Raw genomic sequence first — 18452 nt, 5'->3', positions numbered from 1 at the left:
TCTTTCGCCAAAATCGAAACGCTTCGCAGGATCGCGCCGCGTTCTATACCGAGCGGGGGACCCTCGGCAGTCGAACATTACGCTTCGCAAGGTGGAGCGAGGCTGACTTGCCAAGACCAGCAACGCCCGGTGGCAAGCACAATAAAAAACTCGCGGTCGGGAAGGCCGCGAGCTCATTAGTGCAAAAGGGAATTGTTGGATTAGCCGGCAGCTTCCAGCTTATCCTGCGTCTTCGTGTCGAAGTCGCTGGCATCGTGGCGCTCACGCAGCTGCTCGGACGGATCGCCCGACATGCGGTTGACCATGCGGCCGCGCTTGACGGCAGGACGCGAATAGACCTGCTCGGCCCAGCGCTGCACATTCTTGTAATCCTGCACTTGCAGGAACTCGGCCGCACCGTACTGCCAGCCCTTAGCCAGGCCGCCATACCACGGCCAGATGGCGATATCGGCAATCGTATAGTCGCTGCCGGCGATATATTCGCTTTCAGCGAGACGGCGGTCGAGGACATCGAGCTGGCGCTTCACCTCCATGGCGAAGCGGTCGATCGCATATTCGATCTTCGTCGGCGCATAGGCGTAGAAATGACCAAAGCCACCGCCGAGATAGGGCGCGCTGCCCATCTGCCAGAACAGCCAGGAGATGCATTCGGCGCGAGCCGGCTGCTCGGTCGGCAGGAAGGCACCGAACTTCTCGGCAAGATACATCAGGATCGATGCCGATTCGAAGACGCGGACCGGCTTCGGGCCACTGCGGTCGAGCAGAGCCGGGATCTTCGAATTCGGATTGACGTCAACGAAACCGCTACCGAACTGATCGCCCTCGCCGATCTTGATCAGCCAGGCATCATATTCGGCACCGCCAAGACCGAGCGCCAGCAGCTCTTCGAGCATGATGGTGACCTTCACGCCATTCGGTGTTCCCAGCGAATAGAGCTGGAGGGGATGGCGTCCCACAGGCAACTCCTTGTCGTGCGTCGGCCCGGCAATCGGACGGTTGATATTGGCGAACTGGCCGCCATTGGCCTTGTTCCAGGTCCAGATTTTCGGCGGCGAGTATTCGGCAGAACCGGTCATGGGCATCTTCCTTTTTCGGAAATCAAGTTTGGGGCGATCTTCGATGTAGCGCGCTACATAGGTCGCACATAGTGGCCACAGTTCATTTTTGCGAGAGGAGATTGCGCACTCTTTAATTCCCCGGTGCCGTTTGGCGCTCGGGCCGCTTGCCTCGGGCCAAGGTCCCTGCGCCAATTTAGGCCATTCGGAATCGCGTGGAGGTTCGATGAAACGAAAAAGCCTGCCGCGGGAGGAGGTGCGGCAGGCTTTCTACAAGAACCGAACAGCGGATGGGAGGAGGAGTTCCGCTGTTCCTGCAGTCGTCCCTGGGAGGAGGATAAGGACGTCTGCCAAGCGAAGGGATGCGGGAGGAGATGCATCGCTTCGGTGAGTAGGAACATACCAGTCTTTTGCTCAGTTCATAGGCATTTCTTTGCAAGGCAGTTATGCGCCATGCGAAAAGCGGAGAGCTGAACTGATGCAATCTTCGGCAAGCGCGGCAAAAGTGAACATCAATGTCCACAAAGCAAAAGCGCCTGCTCGAGGGAACAGGCGCTGGCATAAGGCAGCTTTATAACGAGCCGTTGCGGCCGTTAGCGAGCGATCGCTGCGCGGGCAACATTGCGGATTTCGCCGCGGTCGATACCCAGGTCGTGCAGTTCGCGCGTGGACATACGGCCCAGTTCAGCGACCGTCTGACGATACTTGCGCCAGTTATTGAAAGAGCGTGCTACGTTCATGATGATCCCCTTTCCTTGGGCTTTCGAAGCTGAGCGGCCGTGCTTGGCGCTCCCGTCGCTTCGATGAGAAACATATAGTCGAAGCCCGCAGCTTTTTGCAGAGCTAAGAGATCACTCCACCAATGCGTATATTGCATAGGTCGCCGAAAAAGCAGGCGATCGCCGCCGTCAGATTGGCTTTTGTGATTTGATGATGACAGCGACGCCTTTGTCTGCGAAAAGAAGAGAGATGAGAGACAGGGGCGTCCGCCATCCGGCGGGCTGAGAAGCACCCTTCGAACCTGAACCAGATCATGCTGGCGGAGGGAGTCGCTCGGGACCTCGTAAGCACAAGTACGTCGTCCCTATGCGTCTCGCCCGCCTGAAAGGGGCGATATGCAAGACCAAACAACTGCAGGCAATCTGCTTCACGCCATGCGGGCCAACCCTCCGCTCGTGCAATGCATCACCAATTTCGTCGCCATGAACATCGCGGCCAATGTGATGCTCGCCGCCGGGGCGTCGCCGGCAATGGTACATGCCGAAGAGGAAGCCGGCGAATTTGCGGCGATATCAGGCGCGCTGACAATCAATATCGGCACGCTTTCGACCGGCTGGCTTGCTGGCATGCTGAAGGCTGCGAGGTCGGCAAACAATGCCGGCAAGCCCTGGGTCCTCGATCCCGTCGCCCATTACGCGACTGCGTTTCGCCGCAAGGCGGTCGCGCAATTGCTCGAGTTGCAGCCGACGATCATTCGCGGCAACGCATCCGAGATCATCGCGCTCGCCGGTGGTACGAGCCGCGGCCAGGGCGTCGATAGCAGGGATGCCGTCGAACAAGCGGAAGATTCCGCCCGACTGCTCGCCGAAAAGCACGGCTGCATAGTCGCGGTCACTGGTGTCACGGATTTCGTGACGGATGGGCAGAAGGCGAAGCGCATCGCCGGCGGTTCGCCATTCATGCCGCAGGTCACAGCCCTCGGCTGCTCGCTCACCTGCCTCGTCGGTGCCTTTGCGGCGGCAACGACAAATGCGCCCTTAGAAGCGACCGTCGCCGCCCTGGCCGTCTTCGCCGTCGCCGGTACGCAGGCAGGCGCGGCGGCCGATGGCCCCGGCTCATTCTCCTGGCGCTTCCTTGATGCACTCGCTTCCCTCACGCCGGAGGTCCTCGATCGCGAAGCAAGGGTAACGGTAGCATGAAAGACTTCGACCTCTCGCTCTATCTCGTCCTCGATCCAGCGCTCTGCGCCGACCTCGGCATGGTTGAAACGACCCGTGCAGCCGTTGCCGGCGGCGCAACCATCGTGCAGTTGCGCGACAAACATGCTCCGACCGCAGCCATGATCGAGACAGGCCGCGCCCTCAAGCAAATTCTGCACGGAACGAATGTCCGGCTGATCGTCAACGACAATGTCGAGGTTGCCATCGCCATTGGCGCGGATGGCCTCCATATCGGCCAGGAGGATATGAATGCAGCCGATGCCCGCCGGATGATCGGGCCGGACATGATCCTCGGCCTCTCGGTGGAAACGGAAGCCCTCGCCTCCTCCGTAGATGCCGGCATCGTCGACTATGCCGGGATCGGCCCGGTCTTTTCAACGCCCACCAAGCCCGACCACAAGCAACCGATCGGCTTCGACGGACTTGCCCGCATCGTCAGGCGTTGCCCGGTTCCATCAGTCGCGATCGGTGGCCTCAAGGCAGAGCATGCTGCAAACGTCTACTCGGCCGGCGCCGGTGGTCTCGCGGTCGTCTCGGCCATATGCGGCCAACCGGACTCGCAAGCCGCGACAGCCCTCATCGCGAAAGCCATTAAGGAGGCCCGCCAATGATCCGCAACGTTCTATCCATTGCCGGCTCCGATCCCTCGGGTGGCGCCGGTATCCAGGCCGACTTGAAAACCTTCTCCGCCCGCGGCGTTTATGGGATGGCAGCCCTCACCGCCCTGACGGCGCAGAACACGCAGGGCGTCTCCGGCGTCCATCCCGTGCCTCCACATTTCGTCGCGGATCAGATCAATGCGATCTTTGCCGACGTCCATGTGGATGCCGTCAAGATCGGCATGATCGCCAATGCCGCCATCGCCAATGCCGTCGCAGACATTCTGACGCGACATCGCGATGTGCCCGTCGTCCTCGACCCGGTCATGATCGCCAAGGGCGGCGCCGCCCTGCTGGCTGCCGATGCCGTTGACGTGCTGACCACGCGGCTGCTGCCGCTGGCGACGGTCATTACACCGAACCTGCCCGAAGCGGCTGCGCTGTTGCACGACGTGGAGGCGAGAAGCCGCGGAGACATGGCACGTCAGGCACTCGCGCTGGCAGCGCTCGGGCCTTCGGCTGTCCTCGTCAAGGGCGGCCATCTCGAGGGTGACGAAAGCCCGGATGTGCTGGCAAGCGCCGGCCGCGTGGCCTGGTTCGAAGCCGAGCGGCTGCCGACCAAGAATACGCATGGGACAGGTTGCACGCTCTCCAGCGCCATCGCTGCGGAGATCGCCAAGGGCCTGCCGCTTCCCGAAGCTATCGCGGTCGGCAAAACCTATCTTGCTGCCGCGGTTGCTGCCGCAGGCCAGCTTTCCGTTGGGAGCGGCCACGGACCAGTGCAGCATTTCCATGCACTCTGGCCAAACAAATAAGGAGTAGAGAAATGAGTCTTTCACTCAAGGACCAAGTCGTCATCGTTTCCGGCGCCGGGCGTGGTCTCGGCGCCGCCATAGCGAAGGCCTTTGCCCGGGAAGGAGCGAAAGTGGCGATCAATTATCGCGCAAGCCGCGAGAGCGCAGAAGCGCTTGCAGCGGAGCTCGGCGATCATGCAAAAGCTTTTCAAGCCGATATTCGCGACGTGGAAGCCACCAAGCGGCTTGTTTCCGACGTTGCCAAGCATTTCGGAACGCCGACGACCATCGTGCACAATGCGCTGGCCGATTTCAGCTTCAACGGTGATGCGCGCTCGAAACTGGATGCCTTGAGTTGGGCAGAGATGGCTAAGCAGCTGGAAACCGCCCTGCAGGGCGGCTTGAACCTGATACAGGCGGCGCGACCGGCAATGGCTGAGGCAGGCTTCGGCCGGATCGTCACCATCGGCACCAACCTCTTCCAGAATCCGGTGGTGCCCTATCATGATTATACCGCGGCCAAGGCGGCATTGCTGTCGCTGACCCGCACGGCTGCCGCGGAACTCGGCCCGCTAGGAATCACAGTCAACATGGTCTCTGGCGGCCTCTTGCGTACGACGGATGCGAGCAGCGCCACGCCGGAAGCCGTCTTCGATATCATCGCCGCGAATACACCACTGCGCCGTGTCACATCGCCGGAAGAGGCGGCCGACGCAGTGCTCTTCTTCGCAAGCCCCTGGGCACGCGCCGTGACCGGGCAAAATCTGATCGTCGACGGCGGTCTCGTCTTCGGATAACGGCTCGAGAACGAAAAAGGCGCTGCCTTGAAAGGCAGCGCCAATTAAGCCTTCGCAGCCGGTTAGAACCGTCCGCTCACGCCCATCCCATGGTCAGCACGCCGAATATGATGACCGCGCCGAGCACGACGCGGTAGATGACGAAAGGCCAGGTCGAAAAGCGCTCCAGGAAGCGCATCAGTCCCCAGATGGTGATGAAGGACGATATGCTGCCAACAATCAGTCCGACGAGCAGGACCGACCAGGCCTCCATCGGGATGTGAGCTTTGTAGAGTGTGAACAGCTCCTTCAAGCCGGCGAGCGCAATGGCCGGCAAGCCCAACAGGAACGAGAACCGTGCCGCCTCCTCGCGCTTCAGGCCAAGGAACAGCGCACCAGTCAGTGTCGAACCGGAACGCGAGACACCGGGAACAAGCGCACCGACTTGTGTGATGCCGACGAAAAGAGCATCGATCAGCGTCATCTGCTCGATATCTTTCCGGTGGCGGCTGTAGAGTTCCGCGATCGCCAGCAACAAGCCCATGACCAGGCAGGCGATACCGATCACCCAGAGGCTGCGGAACGACGTGCCGCAGGCATTCAAGGAGGATGACAGGAGCAGGCCGGCGATCACGATCGGTACGGTCGCAATCACGATGGCGATCGCAAGGCGGATGGCGGGCGAACGCCAATCCCTTTGCCTGATCGCATCAAGAGATCCAAAGGTAACATAGCGAACGTCGCTCCAGAAATAGGAGACAATCGCGGCTAGGGCGGCAAGCTGCATCGTAGCCGAGAAGGCAGAACCTGGGTCCTGCCAGCCGAGCAAGGCTGGCACCAGGCGCATGTGGGCAGTGGACGAAACCGGCAGCAGCTCCGTCAATCCCTGCACGACGCCTAGAATTGCGATCTTGGCATAGCCCAGGGCGACAAAGCCCGTGTCCACGCCTTGCGTACAAACATCAGCCACGTTTTGATATCCTCAGTTGTTCATGGGGGCTTGCACCGGAGTGGTGCGACGAACTAGCTGTGAAACTGGTTCCAAATTTGAAATTGGCAACACCTGGCGAAGGTGTCGCCGATTTCGCATCGGGACAGGGCGAGGATATAGCCGCGCAGGCTGAACTCTATCTGAAATTGCCGGCTCGAATTTCGGAGTATTTCTAGCCTTCATCATCCGGCAACGACTGCATATAGCGGATCATGGTGTAGAAGCCGGCGAGAAGGACCAACGCACCTGCCGCATGATGCAGATTGTGCAGCATCGCATGATGATGCCTGAGTAGAAGGCAGCTCAGATTATAAAGGGTTATGGCGACTGCCGTCATGATGGAGGCAAGCAAAAGCGCCACGTTTCGCTGAAAGAAATGGATCATCACGCACACCTCATTTGTATGCCAACAGATTCTATAAGGATTGGGGAGGAATTACGACAAAGGCGCTAAGCCGCTATGCCCTCGCAGGGCGAAGACCGACGGGTTCATTTGGTATAAAGCGCCCGCGACCGCTCCAGATGTTTGAGCATCGCCTGCTCGGCTCCATCGGCATCGTTTTCAGCCAGGCGCGCAAGGATTTCCTCGTGTTCGACCAGCGTGAACTTTTCCTTGCCGGTCCAGATCAGCATGTCGGTGTGATAGGCTTTCAGCCATGCGAGCATCGCCTCGCTGACGGCGCCGAAGATCGGATTGCCGGAAATCTGAGCAATACGCGTATGGAACTGCATATCGGCAGAAATGAAGTCCTCCGCATGGCCAAGGGACGCGCGCTGCCGCTCGATGATCTCGTGAAGATCGTCAACATCCTTCTTGCTCGTGCGCTGGGCCGCCTCTCGCGCCATGCCGCGCTCGAAGAAGATGCGCGCACTCTTCAGCTGTTCGAGCGAGTCGGACGATTGCGACAACATGATCTTTGCGGTCAGATCGACCTGCCGGAAGATCGATTTCGCCGTGAGCTGCAGCACCTTCGCACGTTCGCCGTGGGAAATGTTGACCAGCCCCATATTGGCAAGTGCCTGCATGGCTTCGCGGATCGCCGGACGCCCGACACCGAAGCGCTCCATAAGAACGCGCTCGGACGGCATCTCATCCCCAGGCTTGAGCTCGCCCGATGTGATCAACCGTTCCAGCCGGTCGAATACTTCATCTGATAGCTTTCGACGTACAATTTGTTCGACAGGCTGGCTCATGGAATCCCGCTTTCCCAAAGCTTTTCTCCCTTATGCATTTTTGGCCGCCATGGCGGAAGCCCATACGAAACGCCTTATCGGCAACCGGGCAAAAAAATCGTTGCAGAAGTTGGAATACTCATTATACCAGATCACCAGTTTGCGCCACGCGAAAAATCGTCGGCGAGAGGAGCATTCATCCACTCATGACCATCACCATCACCTACCGTATCGAAACGCCCGGCAGCATCGAGGCGATGGCTCGCAAGATCGCCAGCGATCAGTCGACCGGCACCTTCGTCGCCGTGCCGGGCGAGACGGAAGAGCTCAAGGCGCGTGTGGCCGCACAGGTCACCGCGATCCGCACCCTTGCCGACACCGAACGCCCGACCTGGCCGGAAGCGGCGGAGGGCCATGGTCCGATCCATCGCGCCGATGTCGACATTGCCTTTCCGCTGGATGCGATCGGCACCGATCTTGCGGCACTGATGACGATCGCGATCGGCGGCGTCTTCTCGATCAAGGGCATGACCGGCATCCGCATCGTCGACATGAAGCTGCCAAACGCCTTTCGCGACGCGCATCCCGGCCCGCAATTCGGCGTACCCGGCAGCATGCGCCTGACCGGCGTCAGCGGCCGCCCGATCATCGGCACTATCGTCAAGCCGGCTCTCGGCCTTCGACCGAAGGAAACGGCAGCACTCGTCGGTGAATTGATCAGCTCTGGCGTCGATTTCATCAAGGATGACGAGAAGCTGATGAGCCCCGCCTATTCGCCGCTCAAAGAGCGCGTCGAAGCCATCATGCCGCTGATCCTCGATCACGAGCAGAAGACCGGCAAGAAGGTAATGTATGCCTTCGGCATTTCGCATGCCGATCCGGATGAAATGATGCGCAACCATGATCTGGTGTTAAAGGCCGGCGGCAATTGCGCCGTCGTCAACATCAACTCCATCGGCTTCGGCGGCATGAGCTTTCTGCGCAAGCGCTCCGGGCTGGTGCTGCATGCGCATCGCAATGGCTGGGATATCCTGACCCGTCATCCCGGCGCCGGTATGGATTTCAAGGTGTATCAGCAGTTCTGGCGCCTGCTCGGGGTCGACCAGTTCCAGATCAACGGCATCAGGGTCAAATACTGGGAGCCGGACGACAGCTTCGTAGAATCCTTCAAGGCCATCAGCACGCCGCTCTTCGACCCATCCGACTGTCCGCTTCCGGTTGCCGGTTCCGGTCAATGGGGCGGCCAGGCGCCGGAGACCTATCAGCGCACAGGCAGGACGACGGACCTCCTTTATCTCTGCGGCGGCGGCATCGTCAGCCATCCCTTCGGACCGGCGGCTGGCGTTCGCGCCATCCAGCAGGCCTGGCAGGCGGCGGTTTCGGACATTCCGCTTGAACAATATGCCAAGGACCATCCGGAGCTTGCCGCCTCGATCGCAAAATTCAGTGACGGCAAGGATGCCTGACAGCGATGTCCAATCTTCTTCTCAGCTATTACGGCGATGATTTTACCGGCTCGACCGACGTCATGGAGGCCCTTGCCTCGAATGGCGTGCCGACGGCGCTCTTTCTCGGCACTCCGAGCGAGGCCATGCTGGAGCGGTTCAAGGATTGCCGCGCCATCGGCATCGCCGGCACCAGCCGCAGCGAAGCGCCGCAATGGATGGACGAACACCTGACGCCTGCGTTCGAATGGCTGAAGAGCCTCGACGCTGCGATGTGCCACTACAAAGTCTGCTCGACGTTCGATTCCAGTCCCAAGATCGGCAACATCGGCAAGGCGATCGAGATCGGCAAGGCGCTCTTTAAGCAACCTGTCGTGCCTGTCGTGGTCGGAGCACCGCAGCTCAGGCGTTACACCGCCTTTGGCCATCTCTTCGCCGCCTATCAGGGACAGGTGTTCCGCATCGACCGCCACCCCGTCATGAGCCGGCATCCGGTTACGCCGATGGACGAGGCCGATCTGGCCCTGCATCTAAGCAGGCAAACATCCCTCCCCGTCAGCCTTGCAGACCTCGTTGCGATCCGGGCAGCCGATGCCGACGCACGGATCGATGCGCTGACGGGAGGCAAGGAAGGTATCCTGCTGCTTGACGTCGACAGTGCGGAAACCCAGGCTGCCGCAGGTCACCAGCTATGGCGTCTCGCAAACAAGGGCAACGCCTTCGTCGCAGGCTCATCCGGTGTCGAATATGCCCTTCTCAATGCCTGGCGCAACGAAGGATTGATCGGAGAGAAGCCGGATTTCGCTCCTCCGGGTAGGGTCGATCGCCTGGCGGTCGTCTCCGGCAGCGTATCGCCTACGACCGAACGTCAAATCCGCCGGGCTACGGCCGACGGATTTGACGGCATCGATCTCGATCCCTTGGCCCTTGTCGGAGAAAATGCCGAGCAGGCGCTGGACACAGCGGTCGCCGCGGGCGTGGCCAGCCTCAAGGCCGGACGCAGCGTCATCCTTCACACGGCACTCGGCCCTTCCGCCGACCGCGGCGGCGATATCGACCGCATTCCGAGCGCACGCCATCGCCTCGGCCAAGCCCTCGGTACGATCCTGCGACGGCTGATCGAACAGGAAAACCTGAGCCGCGCCGTCATTGCCGGCGGCGACACGTCGAGCCACGCGCTGAAGGAATTGCGCGTCGAGGCCCTGACAACACTTCTCCCTTTACCGCAAACGCCAGGTTCGCCGCTTTGCACGGCCCATGGCAGCTACGCACCCACCAACGGCCTGCAGATCGCGCTGAAGGGCGGACAGGTCGGTACCGATGATTACTTCGCGCAGATCCGCGACGGCAGAGGATCATAGCTGCGTCATTCTTCGGTGAATCAATGGCATGCTCATTGACTCATTATACCACTTACGATACCACACTCTGAAAGTGAACGAGGTACTAACATGACTGCAATTGCTCTTTTCGGCGCCGGCGGCAAAATGGGCTACCGGCTCGCCAAGAACCTGAAAGGCTCGCGCTTCGATGTGCGCCATGTCGAGGTCAGCGACGCCGGCAAGGCTCGCCTGAAGAATGATCTTTCCGTCGATTGCGTACCTGCCGACGCCGCGCTCGATGGCGCAGACGTGGTTATCCTTGCTGTGCCGGACACCGCGATCGGCAAGGTTGCCGCCGGCATCGTCGACAAGCTGAAGCCCGGCACGATGGTCGTCGCTCTCGACGCCGCCGCCCCCTTCGCCGGCCATCTGCCGCACCGTGAAGACCTCACCTATTTCGTCACCCACCCCTGCCATCCGCCGATCTTCAACGACGAGACCGACATGCAGGCCAAGAAGGACCATTTCGGCGGCCTCTTTGCCAAGCAGCATATCGTCTCGGCACTGATGCAAGGCCCGGAAAGCGCCTATGCTCTCGGCGAGGAAATCGCCAAGGTCATCTGGGCGCCCGTCATGCGCTCGCACCGCGTCACCGTCGAGCAGATGGCGATGCTGGAGCCGGGCCTTTCCGAAACCGTCTGCGCCTCGCTGCTCGTCATCATGCGTCAGGCCATGGATGAATGCGTTGCCCGCGGCGTTCCGGCAGAAGCCGCCCGCGACTTCCTACTCGGCCACATGAACGTGCTCGGCGCCGTCATCTTCAAGGAAGTCGACGGCGTGTTCTCCGATGCCTGCAACAAGGCAATCGAATTCGGCATTCCTGCCCTGATGCGCGACGACTGGAAGAAGGTCTTCGAGCCGCAGGAGATCGCAGAAAGCATCCGTCGCATCACCTGATCGACGTCCCCGGGGAGGGCGTCGCCCTCCCCTTGCTGCCCTGACGGGAACAGGGCCTGTTTCATAACTGGGAGGAGACCATGAAACTGACACGCAGACTGACACTTGCAGCGTTTGCCGGTGCGCTTACTCTGGGAACGGCGATGCCGGCCTTCGCGGCCGACCTGATCGCCATCATCACGCCGGCTTTCGACAATCCATTCTTCAAGGCAGAGGCCGTCGGCGCCGAGGCAAAGGCGAAGGAACTGGGTTACGAGACGCTCGTCATGACGCATGACGACGATGCCAACAAGCAATCGGAAGTCATCGACACAGCCATCGGACGCGGTGCCAAGGCCATCATCCTTGACAATGCCGGTGCGGATGCAACGGTCGCCGCTCTGAAGAAGGCCAAGGATGCCGGCATCCCCTCCTTCCTCATCGACCGCGAAATCAACGTCACCGGCATCGCCGTCGCCCAGATCGTTTCCAACAACTATCAGGGCGCGCAGCTCGGTGCGCAGGAATTCGTCAAGCTGATGGGCGAGAAAGGCAATTATGCCGAACTCGTCGGCCGGGAAGCCGACACCAATGCCGGCATCCGCTCGCAGGGCTATCACGACGTCATCGACGACTATCCGGACCTGAAGCTGGTCGCCAAGCAGTCGGCAAACTGGAGCCAGACCGAAGCCTACGCCAAGATGGAAACCATCCTTCAGGCAAATCCTGACATCAAGGGCGTAATTTCGGGCAACGACACCATGGCGATGGGCGCGATCGCCGCCCTGCAGGCCGCCGGCCGCAAGGATGTGATCGTCGTCGGCTTCGACGGTTCCAACGATGTGCGCGACTCCATCAAGGCCGGCGGCATCAAGGCGACGGTCATGCAGCCAGCCTATGCCCAGGCGCAGAAGGCGGTCGAACAGGCCGATGCTTACATCAAGAACAAGACGGCGCCGAAGGATGAGAAGCAATTGATGGATTGCGTCCTCATCAATGCCGACAACGCCGACAAACTTGAGACCTTCGCACTGAAGAACTGATGGCGGACCACTAGAGCCGGATGATTTTAGGTCTGTTCGACCTAAAATCTGAATCCGCTCTAGCATCAAAGAAGTAGAGCGTGATGTCGTCCGAAAACCGCCTACACTTTTCGGCATCACGCTCCGAGCTGGAGGGCGCGGAAGAACCGCGCTCTCCCGATGTCTTTCCTGCGAGATCGAGGTGCATTGCATGTTGAGGACCAGAGGCGCGCTCGTGGCCCTTGTTTTGGCCGCGGCATTGCCCGGCTGCAAGATTATCAAGACACCGACGCCCGAGGAAAAGGCGGCGGAGGCGGCAAAGAGCGCCTTCGACCCTGCAACCAAGGTTGACGCGATCTGGCAGTCCCAGGTACTGCCCGCCATTGATAAACGCGCGGGCGACATCAAGACGGTGTTGCAGGCCATAGCCGCAAATCCGGACGAAGCCGGCGCCAAATACGGAAATCCGCGAAAACAGGCCTCATCGCCCTGGACTTATGCCGTCAAGCTGAACGGCAAGATCGTCGCAGCCGACACCGCCTCGCGCGCCGGAACCCTCGATGTCGATGTGGATGGCGACGGGAAGGCGAACGCGAAGGTGCAGATTGGCCCGGCAATCCGTGGCACGGCGATCCGCGATGCGCTGGATTTCCTGGATTTCAACGAATTCAGGAACCAGATCGAATGGGCTCAGTTCGGCAAGGCCTTCAATGAGAAGGCAAACTCATCCTTTCTCGCCGCCCTGCCTCGCGACGGGCTGATTGGAAAGACAGTCACCGTAACAGGTGCGTTTCCGCTGCCCCCATCCGGTCAGCTTCCTCTGATCACCCCTTCGGCCTTGACCCTGGGGCAATGACCATGAGCGAAACGCCAAGCAACGACATCATCCTGCGCCTGGAGGACGTTTCCAAGGTCTATTCCGGCATCGTCGCCGTCAAGCACGCCAACCTCGAGCTGCATCGCGGCGCGGTCAATGTGCTCGTCGGCGAAAACGGCGCCGGCAAATCCACCTTGATGAAGATCATCGCCGGCGTCGAACGGCCGACCTCGGGCCGCATCCTGCTCGAGGGTGAGGAAGTCTCCTTCAGCAGCCCGGCCGACGCACAGGCTCGCGGGATCGGCATGATCTTCCAGGAACTCAATCTCTTCGCCAACATGACGGTGGCCGAGAACATCTTTGCAACGCGCGAAATCACCCGCGGCATCTTCGGTATCGATCACAAGGCGCAAATCGCAAGGGCCAACGAGTTTCTCGACCGGCTCGATGCCGGCATAGGCGCCGAGACCATGGTGGAGGACCTGCCGATCGGGCAGCAGCAGCTCGTGGAGATCGCCAAGGCCATCTCGCTTAATGCCCGTATCCTGATCATGGACGAGCCGACATCGGCGCTATCTGCGGCGGAAGTCGACATTCTGTTCAAGGTCATCGCAGAACTGAAGGCTCAGGGCGTTGCGATCGTCTATATTTCGCATCGGCTGGAAGAGCTGATGCGGATCGGCGATTACATCACCGTGCTGCGCGACGGGCAGATCACCGGCCAGGCCATGGTTCGCGATATCGACACGAAATGGATCGTCCGCTCGATGATCGGATCCGACGCGAAGGACTTCGCCAAGGACGGCGGCCATGCGATCGGCAAGGAAGCCTTCCGTGCCGAGGAGATCAGCCTGCCGCGACGCACGGGCGGCCTTGCCGTCGACCATGTCTCGCTGTCGGTGCGTGCCGGCGAAATCCTCGGCATCTACGGCCTGATGGGTGCCGGACGCAGCGAATTCTTCGAATGCGTGATGGGCCGGCACATGCATTCGACCGGACGGATCTACATCGATGGCGTGGAAGTGCGCGCACGCGATACCACCAGACGGATCCGGCAGGGTCTTGCACTGATCCCGGAGGACCGTCAGCGCGAGGGATTGGTGCAGGTCCTGTCCATCGCCAGCAATTTGACGCTTGCGAGCCTCGGCCGTTTCGCCCGGCTGTTTTTCCATATCGATCCTGGTGCCGAAAAGAACGCCATTCGCGACATGATCCGCGATCTTTCGATCAAGGCGCCCAATCCTGATTTCGAGGTCACCTCCATGTCAGGCGGCAACCAGCAGAAAGTCGTTATCGGCAAGGCTCTGATGACCGACCCGAAGGTACTTTTGATGGACGAGCCGAGCCGCGGTATCGATGTCGGCGCCAAGGCAGATGTCTTCCGCACCATGCGCAAGCTCGCCGGCAAGGGCCTGGCAATCTTGTTTTCAACCTCCGACCTTGAAGAGGTCATGGCACTTTCAGACCGCATCGCTGTGCTCAGCAACGGCAAACTCGTGGCCGTTCTCGACAGAAGCGAAGCGACGGAAGAAGCCATCATCGCGGCATCCGCCAAGGGACACGGACATACAGGGAAACTCGCGTCATGACCGCAGATACGTCCTCTACCTTTGCGACCAATCGCTCGAACGGTTCCGTTCTCCTAACGCTGATGAAGCTCAGGACCTTCATCGCGCTGTTTGCCGTCGTCATCTTCTTTGCGATCTTCGCACCGAACTTTACTTCGACCGCCAACATCATCCTGATGTCGAAGCATGTCGCGCTTAACGCCTTCCTCGCCATGGGCATGACCTTCGTGATCGTAACCGGCGGCATCGACCTTTCGGTCGGCTCGATCGTCGGCCTGTGCGGCATGGTGGCGGGCGCCCTCATCCTGAACGGTGTCGAACTGCCGATCGGATATACCGTCTACTTCAACATCTATGAGATCATTCTCATTACGCTTGCCGTCGGGCTATTGATCGGGCTCATCAACGGCCTGCTCATCACCAAGCTTAACGTTGCGCCCTTCATCGCTACGCTCGGAACGCTCTATATAGCCCGTGGCCTCGCGCTCCTGTCTTCGGACGGGCAGACATTCCCGAACCTGGTCGGGCGGCCGGAATACGATACGACCGGCTTTGACGTCTTCGGCGCCGGCCGTCTGCTTGGTCTGCCCGTTTCCATCTGGATCCTGATCGTGCTGGCGCTACTCGCCGCTTACGTCGCGCGTTCGACGCCGATCGGCCGGCACATCTTTGCCGTCGGCGGAAACGAGCGCGCCGCGCGCATGTCCGGCATCCGTGTCGATGTAGTCAAGATCTTCGTCTATATGTTCTCAGGCCTTTGCGCTGCCATCGTCGGTATCGTCATATCCTCGGAGCTGATGGCGGCGCATCCGGCGACCGGCGAAAGCTTCGAGCTGAACGCGATTGCGGCAGCGGTGCTCGGCGGCACCTCCATGTCGGGCGGGCGCGGCACCATAGGCGGCACGATCATCGGCGCCTTCGTAATCGGCATCCTTTCGGACGGCCTCGTGATGATGGGCGTCTCATCCTTCTGGCAGATGGTGATCAAGGGATGTGTCATCATCATCGCTGTCGTCGTGGATCAGGCGCAACGGCGCCTCCAGCAGCGCGTAACTCTCATGCAAATGGCAAAGGCAGGCTGAAATGGCAGAACTCAAGGGCGCACTGATCGGTTGCGGCTTCTTCGCAATCAATCAGATGCACGCGTGGCAGGACGTCGAAGGCGCCAGTATCGTTGCGATCTGCGACCGTGACCCGGAACGGCTGAAGCTCGTCGGCGATCAGTTCGGCATTGAGCGTCGCTATGCAGATGCCGCCGCGATGTTTGCCGATGGCGGCTTTGACTTCGTCGATATCGCAACGACGGTCGCAAGCCATCGCGCCCTGGTGGAGATGGCTGCATCCCACAGGATCCCGGCGATCTGCCAGAAGCCGTTCGCGAAAACATTGAGCGACGCCAAGGCAATGGTTGCAGCCTGTGCTACGGCCGGCGTGCCGCTGATGGTGCATGAGAACTTCCGCTGGCAGACACCCATTCAGGCCGTCAAGACTGTTCTGCAGTCGGGCGCGATCGGTGAGCCCTTCTGGGGACGTTTCTCCTTCCGCTCCGGCTACGATGTGTTTTCCGGCCAGCCTTACCTGGCCGAAGGCGAACGGTTCATCATCGAGGATCTCGGCATTCATACGCTCGACATCGCCCGCTTCATCCTCGGTGATGTCGCTTCGCTGACGGCCCGCACCAAGCGGGTCAATCCGAAGATCAAGGGCGAGGATGTCGCCACCATCCTGCTCGACCATGAGAGCGGCGCGACGTCGATTGTCGACGTCAGCTACGCCTCCAAGCTTGCGACGGAGCCTTTCCCCGAGACTCTGATAGAACTCGACGGCACGAAGGGTAGTATTCGGCTGTCGCAGGGATATCGCCTCGAGGTCAGCGGTCCCGATGGCGTGACCATATCCGATGCTTCACCCCGGCTTCTATCCTGGGCCTCGCGTCCCTGGCACAATATTCAGGAAAGCGTCCTGGCGATCCAGCAGCATTGGGCCGACCGCCTTGCCAATGGCGGCGAAACCTCCACGTCAGGCGCTGACAATCTCAAGACTATGGCGCTTGTCGAGGCCGCCTATGAGAGTGCGGCGAGCCTGCGCCCGGTTGACATCGGAGCCATGTTGCGATGATGACCGAGAGCGACCCATTCGAGCTCTATGGCACACGAGAGAGAGAAACACCGCCCGTGCGGTTGACCGCTGGCGGGCTTACCGCCGACTTCAAGGACGGCAATCTGCGGTCGATTTGCTATGACGGCACCGAAGTCTTGCGGGCCGTTTCCTATCTGGTTCGCGATCGCGATTGGGGCACCTATGCGCCTTCTATCGAAGATCTGCGGATCGCTCAGCGTGACGATGGTTTTTTGGTCAGTTACATCGCACGCTGCGCCGGACCTCGAAATACCGAGCTCGCAATTGACGTGCGGATCGCGGCAGAGGCGGGCGAAGCGCTGAGTTTCGAAGCAACAGCGCTTTCGGCCACCGGCTTCGAAACCAACCGCTGCGGCTTCTGCATCCTGCATCCGATCGTCGGCGTTGCCGGCATGCCTGTATCGGTCGAGCATGTCGATGGCAGCCGTAAGAGCACTCATTTTCCCGACCTGATCGAACCATGGCAGCCCTTCAAGGACATGCGGGCGATTACGCATAGCGTAACGTCGAACGTCACGGCCGAGTGCCGCATGGAGGGCGACACATTCGAAATGGAAGACCAGCGCAACTGGTCGGATGCCTCCTACAAGACCTATGTTCGCCCGCTTGCCCTGCCCTGGCCCTATCAAATTCCGGCTGGCGAGCCCATGCGGCAAAGGATCGTTCTTTCAATAGGCGATATGCGGCGCACTACCTCTGCGCCTGCGATGGTCGCGGATAGGCGCCCGATTAAGTTGAGCCTGGGAGAAGCCTCCGGCACCATGCCTGCGATCGGGCTCGTCATGACGCCCGAAGAAGCCGAGGCCACGCTCGCCGCGCGTAGTCGGCTGCGCGAAATCGCGCCGCAGGAATTACTCTTCCACTTCGATCCCGATGCCGGTCACGGGATTGGCGCCCTCAAATCCTTCACTGCCATTGCAGCGCTTCATTCCGGGCGGTCGACTCTGGAAATCGCATTGCCCTGCCGCCTTGCTCCGCTTGCCGAAGCACAGCAAATAGCGGCCTTGATGCGAGACGCCGGCTTCAAACCCGACGCTATCGTCATATCGCCTTCGGTCGATCGGCAGTCGACGCCCCCGGGCAGCAAATGGCCAGAATGCCCACCTCTTGAAGAGGTTTATGCCGCCGCTCACGCCGCCTTCCCCGACATTCGTCTCGGCGGCGGCATGCTGAGCTATTTTACCGAACTCAATCGCAAACGGGTGCCCGCCGATACGCTTGGCTTCGTCACCCATTGCACCAATCCGATCGTACATGCGGCGGACGATCTCAGCGTCATGCAGACCCTGGAAGCATTGCCCTTCATCACGCGCTCGGTGCGCGCCATCTACGGTGACAAGCCTTATCGTATCGGCCCCTCGACCATACCGATGCGGCAGAACCCCTATGGCAGCCGGACCATGGACAATCCCCATGGCGCGCGCATTGCCATGGCCAACACCGATCCGCGGCATAACGCCCGCTTCGGCGAGGCCTTTGCGTTTGGCTATGCCGCCCGCGTCCTCGATGCCGGATTGGAGTGCCTGACGCTTTCGGCACTGACCGGGCCTTTCGGCCTGATCGCCGGAGAAGAGGAGCCATCGGCAACGGGAACCACGCGACCGCTTTTTAACGTCGTCTCCACCTTGTCCCGCCTCGCCGGCAGCCGGTGGCAGGAGTGCCTGTCGTCCGATCAGACCGCCGTGCTCGCCTTCATAACGGTGCAGTCTGGAAAGGCTCGACAGCTTCACTTGGTCAACATCACATCCGCCTCGCAGCAGATCCAGCTGGGAAGATTCCGTCTGCTCGAGCAGCCCGGAAATACGAGGCTCACGCTTGATGCCTATGGCACTGCTTCCGCAACGTTGATGGATTGACCTTCATTCGCAGACGCGC

18 protein-coding genes and 1 riboswitch are annotated in these 18452 nt (G+C 60.5%); of the genes, 13 read left to right on the top strand and 5 right to left on the bottom strand.

Annotated elements, in window-relative coordinates:
* Positions 1-200 precede the first annotated feature (200 nt).
* Entirely contained in the window at positions 201-1076 is an 876-nt protein-coding gene (yghU, locus tag AC13Q5_RS18625; protein ID WP_075854221.1) for a glutathione-dependent disulfide-bond oxidoreductase, read from the bottom strand.
* Between the two features lie 572 nt (positions 1077-1648).
* Positions 1649-1795 carry a DUF1127 domain-containing protein gene (locus AC13Q5_RS18620; protein ID WP_015342994.1) on the bottom strand — a complete coding sequence of 49 codons (147 nt, stop codon included), beginning with the start codon at positions 1793-1795 and terminating at the stop codon, positions 1649-1651.
* Positions 1796-2023: 228 nt separating this feature from the next.
* A riboswitch (TPP riboswitch) is annotated at positions 2024-2120 on the top strand.
* 50 nt (positions 2121-2170) lie between these two features.
* Here AC13Q5_RS18620 and thiM point away from each other — a divergent pair.
* The 4 genes from thiM to AC13Q5_RS18600 are packed head-to-tail and all read left to right on the top strand — an operon-like array spanning position 2171 to position 5185.
* Positions 2171-2974: a hydroxyethylthiazole kinase gene (gene thiM, locus AC13Q5_RS18615; protein ID WP_488502709.1), complete on the top strand. Its 804-nt coding sequence runs from the start codon at positions 2171-2173 to the stop codon at positions 2972-2974.
* Positions 2971-3606 (top strand): thiamine phosphate synthase, encoded by a 636-nt coding sequence (thiE, locus tag AC13Q5_RS18610; protein ID WP_488502708.1) that lies wholly within the window; start codon positions 2971-2973, stop codon positions 3604-3606. The genes thiM and thiE overlap by 4 nt, the downstream gene beginning before the upstream one ends.
* Positions 3603-4409, top strand: coding sequence for a bifunctional hydroxymethylpyrimidine kinase/phosphomethylpyrimidine kinase (gene thiD / locus AC13Q5_RS18605; RefSeq protein WP_488502707.1), 807 nt, complete (start codon positions 3603-3605; stop codon positions 4407-4409). The genes thiE and thiD overlap by 4 nt, the downstream gene beginning before the upstream one ends.
* Before the next feature lie 11 nt (positions 4410-4420).
* On the top strand, positions 4421-5185 hold the full coding sequence (locus tag AC13Q5_RS18600) for a 3-oxoacyl-ACP reductase (RefSeq protein WP_488502706.1): 765 nt from the start codon (positions 4421-4423) through the stop codon (positions 5183-5185).
* Between the two features lie 76 nt (positions 5186-5261).
* Here AC13Q5_RS18600 and AC13Q5_RS18595 read toward each other — a convergent pair whose 3' ends face one another.
* From AC13Q5_RS18595 to AC13Q5_RS18585, 3 genes are all read right to left on the bottom strand, one after another.
* Positions 5262-6134 carry an undecaprenyl-diphosphate phosphatase gene (locus tag AC13Q5_RS18595; protein WP_488502705.1) on the bottom strand — a complete coding sequence of 291 codons (873 nt, stop codon included), beginning with the start codon at positions 6132-6134 and terminating at the stop codon, positions 5262-5264.
* Positions 6135-6327: 193 nt separating this feature from the next.
* Positions 6328-6540, bottom strand: coding sequence for a hypothetical protein (locus AC13Q5_RS18590; RefSeq protein WP_488502704.1), 213 nt, complete (start codon positions 6538-6540; stop codon positions 6328-6330).
* 104 nt (positions 6541-6644) lie between these two features.
* Entirely contained in the window at positions 6645-7349 is a 705-nt protein-coding gene (locus AC13Q5_RS18585; RefSeq protein ID WP_488502703.1) for a transcriptional regulator NanR, read from the bottom strand.
* Between the two features lie 185 nt (positions 7350-7534).
* On the opposite strand from AC13Q5_RS18585, the gene oiaX reads away from it, so the two are divergent.
* The 9 genes from oiaX to apnL all read left to right on the top strand — a co-directional run bounded on the left by oiaX (position 7535) and on the right by apnL (position 18433).
* Complete coding sequence (gene oiaX, locus AC13Q5_RS18580; RefSeq protein WP_488502702.1) at positions 7535-8794, top strand: 3-oxo-isoapionate-4-phosphate decarboxylase OiaX; 1260 nt, start codon at positions 7535-7537, stop codon at positions 8792-8794.
* Positions 8795-8799: 5 nt separating this feature from the next.
* Positions 8800-10134, top strand: coding sequence for a four-carbon acid sugar kinase family protein (locus AC13Q5_RS18575; protein ID WP_488502701.1), 1335 nt, complete (start codon positions 8800-8802; stop codon positions 10132-10134).
* Positions 10135-10224: 90 nt separating this feature from the next.
* Entirely contained in the window at positions 10225-11052 is an 828-nt protein-coding gene (locus AC13Q5_RS18570) for a phosphogluconate dehydrogenase C-terminal domain-containing protein (RefSeq protein WP_075854211.1), read from the top strand.
* 80 nt (positions 11053-11132) lie between these two features.
* Complete coding sequence (locus tag AC13Q5_RS18565) at positions 11133-12074, top strand: D-ribose ABC transporter substrate-binding protein (protein WP_075854210.1); 942 nt, start codon at positions 11133-11135, stop codon at positions 12072-12074.
* A gap of 190 nt (positions 12075-12264) precedes the next feature.
* Positions 12265-12909 (top strand): DUF2291 family protein, encoded by a 645-nt coding sequence (locus AC13Q5_RS18560; protein ID WP_488502700.1) that lies wholly within the window; start codon positions 12265-12267, stop codon positions 12907-12909.
* A complete protein-coding gene (locus AC13Q5_RS18555; RefSeq protein WP_349959731.1) occupies positions 12906-14459 on the top strand; it encodes a sugar ABC transporter ATP-binding protein in 1554 nt (517 codons plus the stop codon). Before AC13Q5_RS18560 ends, AC13Q5_RS18555 begins: the two co-directional genes overlap by 4 nt.
* Entirely contained in the window at positions 14456-15520 is a 1065-nt protein-coding gene (locus AC13Q5_RS18550; RefSeq protein ID WP_457878459.1) for an ABC transporter permease, read from the top strand. The genes AC13Q5_RS18555 and AC13Q5_RS18550 overlap by 4 nt, the downstream gene beginning before the upstream one ends.
* Position 15521: 1 nt before the next feature.
* Positions 15522-16556 carry a Gfo/Idh/MocA family protein gene (locus tag AC13Q5_RS18545; RefSeq protein WP_488502699.1) on the top strand — a complete coding sequence of 345 codons (1035 nt, stop codon included), beginning with the start codon at positions 15522-15524 and terminating at the stop codon, positions 16554-16556.
* A complete protein-coding gene (apnL, locus tag AC13Q5_RS18540) occupies positions 16553-18433 on the top strand; it encodes a D-apionate lactonase (RefSeq protein ID WP_488502698.1) in 1881 nt (626 codons plus the stop codon). Before AC13Q5_RS18545 ends, apnL begins: the two co-directional genes overlap by 4 nt.
* Positions 18434-18452 lie beyond the last annotated feature (19 nt).

Source organism: Martinezella sp. CNPSo 3964 (genome assembly GCF_057784375.1).
The sequence above is the reverse complement of the archived record's forward strand: the minus strand, read 5'-3'. Positions and strand labels throughout refer to the sequence as shown.

Bases quoted from the DNA above. Each gene is read 5' to 3' on its own strand.
- yghU (WP_075854221.1), bottom strand. From the start codon at position 1,076: ATGACCGGTTCTGCCGAATACTCGCCGCCGAAAATCTGGACCTGGAAC.
- AC13Q5_RS18620 (WP_015342994.1), bottom strand. From the start codon at position 1,795: ATGAACGTAGCACGCTCTTTCAATAACTGGCGCAAGTATCGTCAGACG.
- thiM (WP_488502709.1), top strand. From the start codon at position 2,171: ATGCAAGACCAAACAACTGCAGGCAATCTGCTTCACGCCATGCGGGCC.
- thiE (WP_488502708.1), top strand. From the start codon at position 2,971: ATGAAAGACTTCGACCTCTCGCTCTATCTCGTCCTCGATCCAGCGCTC.
- thiD (WP_488502707.1), top strand. From the start codon at position 3,603: ATGATCCGCAACGTTCTATCCATTGCCGGCTCCGATCCCTCGGGTGGC.
- AC13Q5_RS18600 (WP_488502706.1), top strand. From the start codon at position 4,421: ATGAGTCTTTCACTCAAGGACCAAGTCGTCATCGTTTCCGGCGCCGGG.
- AC13Q5_RS18590 (WP_488502704.1), bottom strand. From the start codon at position 6,540: ATGATCCATTTCTTTCAGCGAAACGTGGCGCTTTTGCTTGCCTCCATC.
- AC13Q5_RS18585 (WP_488502703.1), bottom strand. From the start codon at position 7,349: ATGAGCCAGCCTGTCGAACAAATTGTACGTCGAAAGCTATCAGATGAA.
- oiaX (WP_488502702.1), top strand. From the start codon at position 7,535: ATGACCATCACCATCACCTACCGTATCGAAACGCCCGGCAGCATCGAG.
- AC13Q5_RS18575 (WP_488502701.1), top strand. From the start codon at position 8,800: ATGTCCAATCTTCTTCTCAGCTATTACGGCGATGATTTTACCGGCTCG.
- AC13Q5_RS18570 (WP_075854211.1), top strand. From the start codon at position 10,225: ATGACTGCAATTGCTCTTTTCGGCGCCGGCGGCAAAATGGGCTACCGG.
- AC13Q5_RS18565 (WP_075854210.1), top strand. From the start codon at position 11,133: ATGAAACTGACACGCAGACTGACACTTGCAGCGTTTGCCGGTGCGCTT.
- AC13Q5_RS18560 (WP_488502700.1), top strand. From the start codon at position 12,265: ATGTTGAGGACCAGAGGCGCGCTCGTGGCCCTTGTTTTGGCCGCGGCA.
- AC13Q5_RS18555 (WP_349959731.1), top strand. From the start codon at position 12,906: ATGACCATGAGCGAAACGCCAAGCAACGACATCATCCTGCGCCTGGAG.
- AC13Q5_RS18550 (WP_457878459.1), top strand. From the start codon at position 14,456: ATGACCGCAGATACGTCCTCTACCTTTGCGACCAATCGCTCGAACGGT.
- AC13Q5_RS18545 (WP_488502699.1), top strand. From the start codon at position 15,522: ATGGCAGAACTCAAGGGCGCACTGATCGGTTGCGGCTTCTTCGCAATC.
- apnL (WP_488502698.1), top strand. From the start codon at position 16,553: ATGATGACCGAGAGCGACCCATTCGAGCTCTATGGCACACGAGAGAGA.